This is a genomic window from Tenacibaculum ovolyticum DSM 18103 (assembly GCF_000430545.1).
Lineage (GTDB): Bacteria > Bacteroidota > Bacteroidia > Flavobacteriales > Flavobacteriaceae > Polaribacter > Polaribacter ovolyticus.
This window is the reverse complement of record NZ_AUMF01000030.1, coordinates 1-10,857: the sequence shown is the minus strand read 5'-3', so window position 1 is coordinate 10,857 and position 10,857 is coordinate 1. Positions and strand designations below refer to the sequence as shown.

Sequence of the window (10,857 nt, the reverse complement as noted above, 5' to 3'; positions counted from 1 at the left end):
AAAATCTAATTTAAACAAAATGAGTCCGATAAAATATCGAACTCATCATTATCAAAATTAATTATAAATTTGTCTAAACTTTTGGGTGCACTCTATATGCTTCGGTTTTTTTTGTTTAAATATTTTTAAGAATAAATAGCCTGAAAAGTGAATGTTTAAATTAGTTGTTTATTAAAATAACCCCCCGCTAGTTTCATTTTTATCACGTTCTTTGCGGTTTCTTTTTTTAGATTTACTAGTGCCAAAATTATAAGAGAACTCAAGGTAAATAGTGTTCCTTTCTAAAATATAATGACCATTTTGCGAGTATGGATTTCTTGAAGAAAAAGTGTAATTTAAAGTGTTAAAAATATCACTAGCTCTTAATTTAATTGCTGCTTTATTTTTTAAAACGGATAATCTTACCGCAGTATTGATAGTGTAAAAAGGAGATACTGTAAATTGAATTCCTTCTGATTTACTTCTGTATAAACCAGATATTTGTAGTTTTACTTTTTTTGATATTTTAAAACTGCTTGAAATATTCGTTCTAAATACGGTGTTTTTTATACTTGTTTGTTCGTTGTTTAATAAGCCAAATTTATCTTGTATATATAAACTAAAACTCGGAGACAAACTCCACCATTTTGTAGGCTTTAAAGAAGCATATCCTTCAAGACCGTAACTATTTGAATTGTTGTAATTTTGGTATGAAATATATTGAATGTTTTTATCTACCTTATTTAAAGTAATGTTTTTACCTATTTTGTCAGATGTTTTTCTGTAAAAGAGTCCAAAAGTGAAATACCCTTTCGTTAAACTTCTGGTATAGTTTACTTCAAAAGAATTAGTGTATTGAGGAGCTAATTTTTGATTACCAACAGAAATAATATAAGGAGACGTAAATTCTTGTATTGGGGTTACTTGTTCTATACCAGGTCTGTTTACACGGTTGCTATAAGAAGTTTGAAACTGATTTTTTTCTGAAGGCGAGTAACTTAAGAATGCAGAAGGGTAAATGTTAAAAATATTATCAGAATAATTATCTAAGGTTGTTTGTTGTGTGTTTTTAAAAACACCCTCAACATTAAACTGTTCAAAACGCAAACCTGTTTGAAAAGAAAACTTTTTAAAATCTTTATTATAATTAACATAACCAGAATAGATATTTCGGTCATAATTAAAAATAGTGTTTCCTTTAGGAGCATTAGCAGTAGTGGTTATTGCTATTTCTTGATCTGTTAGTATTTGGTTATATGTACTGTGTATTCTTGCTTCAATACCTAGTTCTAGTTTTCCTTTTGCAACAGGTTTTGTATAATCTAAGTTAACTAACCATGTGTTTCTATTGTCAGTTATAGTATTATTATAGTTGTATAGTTTCGAATTAGGGTTTAATGTTTCTTTGTTAGTTGAATTTTCAGGGTTTTTATTTATTGAATAATTAAGTTCTAGCTCTAAAGCATGTCCTTTATCATCTAAATTTAATTTGTAATCAATATTGTAAGCGCTTTCTGAATAATTATATACTGAAAGGTTAGGAGTGTGCAATTTTAATGCATCATTTTCATGAATAAAACCATTCGTGTAAAAATCTGAATTGCTAAAATAATGAGAGGTATATAGAGATAAGGTATTTTTTTTATTTAAATAAATATCTGTACCTATTTTAAAGTTATGATCGCTGTATTTATCAAGATGGTCTAGAAGTTGTGTAATATTTTTATCATTTCTATTTAAGTGGTAATCTGTTTCTAAATCTCCCCAATCTTTGTTGTAATTAGTATAGAAATTAAATATTCCTTTTTTATAGTTTAGGTTTAAGTTGGTGTTTAATCGTGTGTTTTTACTATGCTCAATACCAGTAGTAATACTTCCGTTAAAACCAATTATAGCGTTCTTCTTAAGAATTATATTAATAATACCACTCATTCCTTCAGGATTGTATTTTGCTGATGGATTAGATATTAACTCTACACTCTTTATTGTTGAAGAGGGAATTGATTTTAATAATTGAGATGAACTTAAATTTGAAGGTTTTCCATCTATTAAAATAAGTACACCTGCGCTGCCTCTAAAAGTAATTTCATTATTTAAATAGTTTATGTCAACTGAAGGTACATTTTGTAACATTTCAAAAGCATTAGTACCAGCAGTCGTTAAATCTCTACCAACGTTAACTACTTTTCTGTCTATTTTCTGAGTTATTGTTGTAGTTTTAGCTTGTATTTCTATTTCATCGATGTTCGTTAAATGTTCTTGTAAATAAATTACTCCGATGTTAGTATTTGAAGAATTTAATTCTATTTCTTTAGTTTGAGTTGTGTAACCTATAAACTGAAAGCTTAAAAAGACTTTTTTTCTACGTTTTTTTTTAAGAATAAATTCACCTTTTTGATTGGTAACTGTACCATCAATGATTTTATTGTTAGCATCTCTACAAGAAATGGTAACGTAATTAAGAGGTGATTTAGATTTTGAATCTACTATTTTACCTGTAATTTTAGCAACTTGAGCGTAGCTATAACCATGTATACATACTAATAAAATTAGTATTATTAACTTTTTCATTTAAAGGGGGACTTTCGTGCGATAAATATAACAAAAAAAACCAAAGTATTATCTTTGGTTTTTTTAGTGTTATATATCTGAAATAAAGGAGATTTTGTTATATAAAACCACCGCCACCGCTTTTTTCATTATTATCTCTATTTCTTCTTCGTTTGGCTTTGTTTTTACCACCACCAAATCTATAGTTAAATCCAATATATGCAGTTCTGCTTTCCCAGTTAAATTGACCTGTTTGAGTGTACGGGTCAGTAGAGTTAAATTTAAATTTCATTCCTTTAAAAATATCGTTTACTCTAAAAGTAATATTTCCTTTTCCTTTCAATACTTTATAACTAGCTCCGGTATTAATCATCCACATTGGATCAATATTAAACTGTAAGTTTTTATTTGCGCCTCTGTACATAGCGAATAACTGAAATTTCAGCTTTTTACTTGCTGTAAAACTATTACTTAATCTTGTGTTAAAAGCGGTATTTTGTACTTCTTTCTGTGCTCCGCTAACAAGTCCTTTTAATGTTTGTGAGTATACATCTAAACTAGCATTTGCTCTCCACCATTTTGTTATTCTATAATTACTAGACATCTCGAAACCATACCTGTCATTTCCATCAAAATTTTGATCTGATTTTATTTGCCTAGTATTGGTATTATCTGATGGGTCTTTATATAGAATAGTTGAAATTTCATCAGTTACTTTCCTGTAAAATGTTCCAAAAGTAAGTGATCCTCCTTTTATTTTTCTAGTATAATTTACTTCAAATGAATTTGTAAATTGAGGTCTTAGATTAGGATTACCAACAGATGTAATTAACGGAGTACTCCATTCTCTAATAGGGTTTACTTGTCCTATAGATGGTCTGTCAACTCTGCGACTATAACTTAATTGAAATTGATTTTTATCAGAGGGATTGTAAGTGAAAAAAGCAGATGGGTAAATACTGAAAATATTATCAGTATAAGGCTTAGTCTCATTTTTATTAGTAAAACTACCTTCTACATTATATTGTTCTAAACGTGCCCCAAGTTGCATCGTTATTTTGTTGAATTTATGCCCGTAATTTACATAACCAGAAAAAATATCTCTATTGTATGTAAAAGAAGAGCTACCAATTGCTTCTATAATTGGAGCATTGTTAATTGGGTCTAAAATTAAATTTCCGTTAATATCTACTTTAAAACCATATTGATCTGTATTGTTTCCGTTTTTAGTTTCGTTAGTTCTATATTCTAACCCCAGTTCTAATTTTCCGTTTTTTGATATTGGGTTCGTATAGTCAAGGTTAATTAATGTATTATTTCTATCATTTTTAATAGTATTAAAATAATTCAAAAATTTATATTTAGAATCACTAGTAGGTATTATCGTTTCATTCGTAATTGCATCTTCATCATTTTCTGAATCAGAATAAGTTGCTTCAAGTTCTAAATTATGTCCTTTTTTATTAAAATCAACTTTGTAGTTTAAATTATAACTACCTGAAGAGTTATCATTATCAGATGTATTAGGAGCATTGTTGGTTAGTGTATTTGCTTCATATATTTTCACAGAACCAGTATTAAAAGCATCCGATCTGTTTTGTGTAGTATAAAAAGATAAGGTGTTTTTATCATTGATATAAATATCTGCACCAAATTTTACTAAGTATGATTTTCGGTCATTATCAAAAATGAAATTTTGAGATGACGCATTGATTCCAGTTCTATTAACGTGACCAAAATTATGACTCTTACCAGCATTATAACCTAAATTTGTATAAAAGTTAACTTTACCAGTTTTATAATTCATGTTTAATGAACCATTGTATCTCGTATTTACTCCATGAGTAATTCCTGTATTAATAGAGCCATTAAAACCAATATTTGCACTCTTATTCAGAATAATATTTATAATACCACTCATTCCTTCAGGATTGTATTTTGCAGAAGGATTGGTAATTAATTCAATACTCTTAATAGAGGTTGAAGGTATTTGTTGTAGTAATTGAGCAGAACTCATATTTGTAGGTTTACCATCAACTAAAACGCGGACATTAGAATTTCCACGTAAGCTTAATTCTCCAGATTGACTATCAACACTTACAGATTGCACATTGTTTAGTAACTCAGAGGCAGTTGCACCAGCAGAGGTTAAATCTTTACCAACATTAATTACTTTTCTATCTATCTTCTGAACAACTGTAGATGTTTCAGCTCTTACTTCAATTTCATCTAAAGTTGTAGAATCTTCGTTTAAAGATATAGTACCAAGGTTAATTTTTTTACTTTTAGAGCTAACATCAATTGGTTTAGAAACTGTTTTATATCCTATAAATTGAATTTCCACAAAAGCTTTTCCTTCTGGGATATTTTTAATAGAAAATGTACCATTGTCATTTGTTATTCCACCAGTTATAATTTTCTTGGCAGAGTCTTTGATTATTATGTTTACATATGGTAAAGGTTCTTTGGTTATTTTATCGATAACTTTACCCGAAACAGTACCCGGTTTAGGTAAGCTACTTTTAGGCATTTGTGCAAAAATATTCACACTAAATACAGTTAAAAGGATTAATATTATTTTTTTCATTTTGTTAGTTTTGAATTGTTTTTGATACTTAGTAGACTTACTATTGATTACTTTCGTTACTGTAATTAACTGAGTTTAACGTATTATTAACAATTATGAAAAAAAATACTTTAGTTGTAGGGGCTTCTTTGAATCCTACAAGATATTCAAATATCGCAATTAAAAGGTTGATAGGTAGGGATGTAAAAACCTCTGCTATTGGTTTAAGAAAAGGTAAAGTGCTAGGTGTTATTATTGAAACAGAAAAAATAAAATTTAATGATATTGATACCGTTACATTATATTTAAATGCCGAACGACAGAAAGAATACTATGATTATATAATAAGTTTAAATCCTCATAGGGTGATTTTTAATCCTGGGACAGAAAATACAATATTTTATGAACTCTTAAAAGAAAATGGAATAAAATCAGAAATAGCTTGTACGTTGGTGTTATTGTCAACGAATCAATATTAATTTTAAATTGTAATAGGTGTAGCGTTTGGAGTGTATTTTTTTCCAGCTTCCGCTAATTCTACATTTTTAAAAATAGTTTGCGCTTCTTTTTTAAAATCTTGTATGTTAGAGTATCTGCTAGAATAATGCCCAATAATTAATTTATTTACATTTGCTTTATTGGCAATGTCAGCAGCTTGTTCAGCAGTAGAGTGTTTCGTTTTTTCACACAAATCTTCTCTATCTTTTAAAAAAGTAGCTTCATGATATAGTAAATCTACATTTTTAATTATAGGAACAATATTTGGTTTGTAACTAGTATCACTACAAAAAGCATACGTTTTTGGTTTAGGAGGATCAATTGTTAATTCAGAATTTAAAATAACCTCACCAGTAGATAAAGTAAAATCTTTCCCAGCTTTAATGTTATGAAAATCACAAGTATCTATTTCTTTATACTGTTCAATATTACCAATATGTAATTTTCTAGGCTTTTCTTTTTCTGTAAATAAGAAACCATTTGTGTAAACTCGATGATCTAATGGTATTGTATGAACAGTAACTTTATCGTCTTCAAAAATTAATTCACTTTCTTTAGACTCCAATTCGTGGAAAAATAGATGATATTTTGTCCAAGACTTTGATAGTTTTAATTGAAGAGTTGTAACTTCTTTAATACCTTTTGGACCGTAGATGTGTAAATCTTTTTCTCGATTTAAAATCCCGAAAGTAGATATAAGTCCTATTAACCCAAAAAAATGATCACCATGTAAATGAGAAATGAAAATGTGGTTTATTTTAGAAAAACCAATCTTATATTTTCGCATTTGTCTTTGAGTACCTTCACCACAATCAATTAAAAAATGATTGTTATTAATTTCTAAATATTGAGATGTAGGGTGTGAATTTACTCTAGGAGTTGCAGAATGGCAACCTAAAATAGTTAAATTTAAGCTCATTTATCGTATTACAAAACGTTTAGAAATTACTTCTTTATTACTTTGAATGGCATAAATATACATACCTGATTTTAAATCATTACGATCAAAAGGAATAGAATTGCGTCCGTTTGTAACCTTAATTCTTTTAGAGTATACAGTTTTACCTAGTACATTTCTAACAGTTAAAATTACATTTTGACTAACTTTAGAGTTAACGAATATAGTCGTGTTATTAGTAAAAGGGTTTGGTGAAGCAACCATACCATCAATAGACTTTTTTTGAGAAAAGCTAGATAAGGTAACTAATAAGAATAAAAAAAGTATTTTTTTTACCATATGTATTCATTTAGGGGTAATAAATAAAATGTTAAAAACCCAAATCGCGTTGAATATTTTCCATTTCTATAACATCTTCAGCTTCAACTAATGTTGGAACAATATTAAATGTTTCTGGAAAATCATCAACATTCACGTTTTTTGATATTATTACAAAAGACGTGCCATTATTTTGGTGCTCATTTGAATACTTCAAAAATAGTGAAATATTTTCTTTAGAAGCGTTAAAATTACCTAAAATTTTAATAATAAGGTGTTTATTTCTTAACTTATCATGTTCATTACTAAATGTTGACATGAAATTTAAAAAAGTATTTTCTTCAGGGCTAATTAAAATATAGTTAGTTTTATCTTCTATTTTCATAACTATCTCTTTATTTGCTGTGCTAATAAATATATAACTGCCATTCGTACAGCTACACCATTTTCTACTTGATTTAAAATGATAGATTGATTACTATCAGCAACATCACTTGTTAGTTCAACACCTCGATTTATAGGACCTGGGTGCATAATAACAATTTCTTTGCCAAGACTATCTAGAAGTTCTTTATTAATTCCAAAAAGCTGTGTATATTCTCTAGTTGACGGAAAATATTTAATATCCATACGTTCGTGTTGTACACGTAAAACGTTGGCTACATCACACCATTCTAAGGCCTTTTTTAAATTTGTTTCAACTTCAACACCTAAGCTAGAAATATATCTAGGAATTAAAGTAGTAGGTCCACAAACTTTTACTTTTGCTCCTTGTAATTGTAAAGCGAATATGTTAGATAATGCAACGCGAGAATGTAAAACATCACCAACAATAACAATTTTTTTACCTTTTAAATTACTATTTAAAGCTTCACGCATAGAAAAACTATCTAATAAAGCTTGGGTAGGGTGTTCGTGAGTTCCATCACCAGCATTTATTATTTTAGCATCTACATGTTTCGATAAAAATATTCCTGCACCAACACTTGCATGACGCATAACAACAATATCAACTTTCATTGATAAAATATTGTTTACAGTATCTATTAAAGTTTCTCCTTTCTTTACTGATGACTGACCTGCAGAAAAATTAATAACATCGGCAGATAATCGCTTTTCAGCTAATTCGAATGATAACTTTGTACGTGTACTGTTTTCAAAAAATAAATTAGCAATCGTAATATCTCGAAGAGAAGGTACTTTTTTAATAGGTCTATTTATAACTTCTTTAAAATGTGAAGCTGTTTCAAAGATAAGCTCTAAATCAGTTTTGTTAAGGTATTTAATACCTAATAAATTTTCAACACTTAACTGCTTCATCTTAGTTTATTTTTATAATCATAACTAATCAAGCTTTGTAGGCTTGTTTTCTAGGTAAATAGTATCTTTCTTGTGAGTTTCTAGCCAATTAACAATCACATTTTCTTCGTTAATAGCATCTACTTGCCTTCCTCTGTAATTGGGTTGAATTGGTAAGTGACGACTAAAACGGCGATCAATTAAGACTAATAATTCTATGTTATCAGGTCTACCATATGATTGAATAGCTGTTAAAGCACTTCTCACACTTCTTCCTGAATAAAGAACATCATCAATAATTACTACTTTTTTACCCTCAATTAAAAAATCAATTTTAGTAGATGTAGCTTCTAATGGCTCATCTCTTCTGCGAAAATCATCACGATAAAAAGTAATGTCTAAAAGACCCAATTGTAAATCTTTAATATGATATTCTTCTGTTAACAATTTTGCTAATCTTTTTGCTAAAAAAGAACCTCTTGGTTGAAGACCTATTAAAACGGTATTAGAAAAATCGTTATGATTTTCGATTAACTGGCATGCTAATCGATGCAGAATGATTTCAATATCTTTCGAAGTAAGTAGTATTTTCCTGCTCATGTTTTGCTATCAAATTGGTTCGATAGTTCAACGTTCAAAAATAAAGTAAAAAATTATGTCAGCAAAATTAAAGTTGACTAAACATAAAACTATATGAATAAAATTATCTTTACATTTGCCAACTTTTACAATAGCCTAGAATATTATGATGAAATATATTAAAAATAAGAAACTTAAGATTAAAGATGATACGTTAGCGGGGATAACAGTTTCTTTAGCAATGATACCAGAAGTGGTAGCTTTTGCTTTTGTAGCTCAAATAAGTCCTATTGTAGCATTATTTGGTGCCTTTGTAGTAGGGATAATCTCAGCTATATTTGGTGGTAGACCAGGTTTAATATCTGGGGCAGCGGGAGCTGTAGCAGTTATTTTTGTTCACATGATTCAAGAAGGGCATGCAAAAGGTCTCCTATTTGATAATCCTGTAGAAAATATGGGGTATTTTTATTTGTTAGCAGCAGTCGTATTAATGGGTGTTATACAAGTGTTAGCAGGTATTTTTAAGTTAGGTAAATTTGTACGATTAATACCACACCCGGTAATGATGGGGTTTGTAAACGGATTAGCTATTGTTATTTTTATGGCTCAATTAGGAATGTTTACAGAAAATTCAAAAGATTTTTTTGGTCAGAATAAACGTAAAACTGAAACTAAAGAATTAGTATATAATGTAAATAATAACGAAGTAAAAGATATATTATCTGGTACTGTTTTATATAAAATTAAAGAAAAATCGGTTATTAATTATCAAACTAGTAAAGAAGAATTTATTATATCTGATGGTCAGGTTTTTAATCCAATAACTAAAAAAGTTATTTTTAATGTAAAAGAAGATGGATTTTATGCAGTAAAAGATACAGGTGTTGTAAAATCGACAATGCAAGGTGAAAAGTTATATACTATGATTGGTTTAGTATTATTAACAATGCTTATTGTATGGGGATTGCCAAAATTAACAACTAAGGTGCCAGCAGCTTTAACAGCTATTTTAATAGTTACTTTAATTTCAATATTTAGTGGTTTATCTTCAATTAATGTAGGTGATTTTATTAGAGATGGTGGAGGAGCTGGTTTAAACGGGATAGATGAAATTTCTAAAAAATTAAATTTACTTGAACTTTGGAGTAATTTGCCTTTTAATTTAGATACCTTAAAGTTTATTGCACCTTATGCTTTCTTAGCCGCTTCTGTTGGTTTAATTGAAACATTAATGACAATGAATTTGGTTGATGAGCTAACAGGAACAAGAGGTAATGGAAACAAAGAGTGTGTAGCACAAGGTGCTGGTAACATGGTAAGTGGTTTATTTGGTGGTACTGGTGGTTGTGGTATGATAGGGCAAACAGTAATTAACATAAACGCAGGTGGTAGAGGAAGATTATCAGGAGTAATGATGTCGTTAACTTTATTAACTTTTATTTTATTTGCTGATAAATATATTGAGCAAGTGCCAATTGCAGCTTTGGTGGGAGTAATGTTTATGATGGTTATTGAGACTTTTGCTTGGTCTAGTTTTAGAATTATGAATAAGATACCCAAATCAGATGTATTTGTTTTAATTATAGTATCGGCAGTAACTGTAATTTTTGATTTAGCAATTGCTGTATTTGTTGGGGTTATAATTTCAGCATTATCTTTTGCTTGGTCAAGTGCTAAAAAAATTAGAGCAAGAAAACGACTGAAACCAGATGGAACCAAGGTGTATGAAATATGGGGGCCTTTATTCTTTGGAAGTATTACAGATTTTAATGTGAAATTTGATATTAAAAATGATCCAGATACTGTAGAAATTGACTTTGTAGAGTCTAGAGTTGCAGATCATTCGGCTATTGAAGCTATTTTTGGATTGGTAGAAAAGTATCAAGCAGCAGGAAAAAAAGTAACACTTAAGCATTTAAGTGAAGATTGTAAGGTATTGTTATATAAAGCAAGCCCTGTTTTTAGAGGGGTTATAGAAGAAGCGGTAGATGATCCTCGTTATCATTTAGCAGCAAACCCTGAAGATTTTCCAAAGCCTTTATCAGAATATAAGTTTTAAATAAAAAAAATCCCGCAATTAGAGTGCACCCAAAAGTTTAGACAAATTTATAATTAATTTTGATAATGATGAGTTCGATATTTTATCGGACTCATTTTGTTTAAATTAGAT

9 protein-coding genes are annotated in these 10,857 nt (G+C 29.0%); 2 read left to right on the top strand and 7 right to left on the bottom strand.

The window, feature by feature from the left end:
* Positions 1 to 171: 171 nt before the first annotated feature.
* Both H518_RS0109910 and H518_RS0109905 read right to left on the bottom strand, forming a co-directional pair.
* A complete protein-coding gene (locus H518_RS0109910; protein ID WP_028888909.1) occupies positions 172 to 2,550 on the bottom strand; it encodes an outer membrane beta-barrel family protein in 2,379 nt (792 codons plus the stop codon).
* Positions 2,551 to 2,647: 97 nt separating this feature from the next.
* Complete coding sequence (locus H518_RS0109905) at positions 2,648 to 5,116, bottom strand: TonB-dependent receptor domain-containing protein (protein ID WP_028888908.1); 2,469 nt, start codon at positions 5,114 to 5,116, stop codon at positions 2,648 to 2,650.
* 95 nt (positions 5,117 to 5,211) lie between these two features.
* On the opposite strand from H518_RS0109905, the gene H518_RS0109900 reads away from it, so the two are divergent.
* A complete protein-coding gene (locus H518_RS0109900) occupies positions 5,212 to 5,574 on the top strand; it encodes a CoA-binding protein (protein ID WP_028888907.1) in 363 nt (120 codons plus the stop codon).
* Positions 5,575 to 5,576: 2 nt separating this feature from the next.
* On the opposite strand, the gene H518_RS0109895 is transcribed toward H518_RS0109900, so the two are convergent.
* Genes H518_RS0109895 through pyrR form a run of 5 tightly spaced genes read right to left on the bottom strand, consistent with a single transcriptional unit; the run spans position 5,577 to position 8,708 of the window.
* Entirely contained in the window at positions 5,577 to 6,512 is a 936-nt protein-coding gene (locus tag H518_RS0109895) for a ribonuclease Z (RefSeq protein WP_028888906.1), read from the bottom strand.
* Positions 6,513 to 6,830, bottom strand: a complete 318-nt coding sequence (locus H518_RS0109890) for a T9SS type A sorting domain-containing protein (protein WP_028888905.1) — start codon at positions 6,828 to 6,830, stop codon at positions 6,513 to 6,515.
* Positions 6,831 to 6,861: 31 nt separating this feature from the next.
* Complete coding sequence (locus H518_RS0109885; RefSeq protein ID WP_028888904.1) at positions 6,862 to 7,194, bottom strand: hypothetical protein; 333 nt, start codon at positions 7,192 to 7,194, stop codon at positions 6,862 to 6,864.
* A 2-nt stretch (positions 7,195 to 7,196) separates the two neighbouring features.
* Positions 7,197 to 8,129, bottom strand: a complete 933-nt coding sequence (locus tag H518_RS0109880; RefSeq protein ID WP_028888903.1) for an aspartate carbamoyltransferase catalytic subunit — start codon at positions 8,127 to 8,129, stop codon at positions 7,197 to 7,199.
* A 24-nt stretch (positions 8,130 to 8,153) separates the two neighbouring features.
* Entirely contained in the window at positions 8,154 to 8,708 is a 555-nt protein-coding gene (gene pyrR / locus H518_RS0109875; protein ID WP_028888902.1) for a bifunctional pyr operon transcriptional regulator/uracil phosphoribosyltransferase PyrR, read from the bottom strand.
* A 145-nt stretch (positions 8,709 to 8,853) separates the two neighbouring features.
* On the opposite strand from pyrR, the gene H518_RS19640 reads away from it, so the two are divergent.
* Positions 8,854 to 10,746, top strand: coding sequence for a SulP family inorganic anion transporter (locus H518_RS19640; RefSeq protein WP_043706826.1), 1,893 nt, complete (start codon positions 8,854 to 8,856; stop codon positions 10,744 to 10,746).
* The last annotated feature ends 111 nt before the right edge of the window (positions 10,747 to 10,857 follow it).

What these genes read in the sequence shown, in the direction of transcription:
- H518_RS0109900 (WP_028888907.1), top strand. Translation starts at nt 5,212, where the DNA reads ATGAAAAAAAATACTTTAGTTGTAGGGGCTTCTTTGAATCCTACAAGA.
- H518_RS0109910 (WP_028888909.1), bottom strand. Translation starts at nt 2,550, where the DNA reads ATGAAAAAGTTAATAATACTAATTTTATTAGTATGTATACATGGTTAT.
- H518_RS0109895 (WP_028888906.1), bottom strand. Translation starts at nt 6,512, where the DNA reads ATGAGCTTAAATTTAACTATTTTAGGTTGCCATTCTGCAACTCCTAGA.
- pyrR (WP_028888902.1), bottom strand. Translation starts at nt 8,708, where the DNA reads ATGAGCAGGAAAATACTACTTACTTCGAAAGATATTGAAATCATTCTG.
- H518_RS19640 (WP_043706826.1), top strand. Translation starts at nt 8,854, where the DNA reads ATGATGAAATATATTAAAAATAAGAAACTTAAGATTAAAGATGATACG.
- H518_RS0109905 (WP_028888908.1), bottom strand. Translation starts at nt 5,116, where the DNA reads ATGAAAAAAATAATATTAATCCTTTTAACTGTATTTAGTGTGAATATT.
- H518_RS0109890 (WP_028888905.1), bottom strand. Translation starts at nt 6,830, where the DNA reads ATGGTAAAAAAAATACTTTTTTTATTCTTATTAGTTACCTTATCTAGC.
- H518_RS0109885 (WP_028888904.1), bottom strand. Translation starts at nt 7,194, where the DNA reads ATGAAAATAGAAGATAAAACTAACTATATTTTAATTAGCCCTGAAGAA.
- H518_RS0109880 (WP_028888903.1), bottom strand. Translation starts at nt 8,129, where the DNA reads ATGAAGCAGTTAAGTGTTGAAAATTTATTAGGTATTAAATACCTTAAC.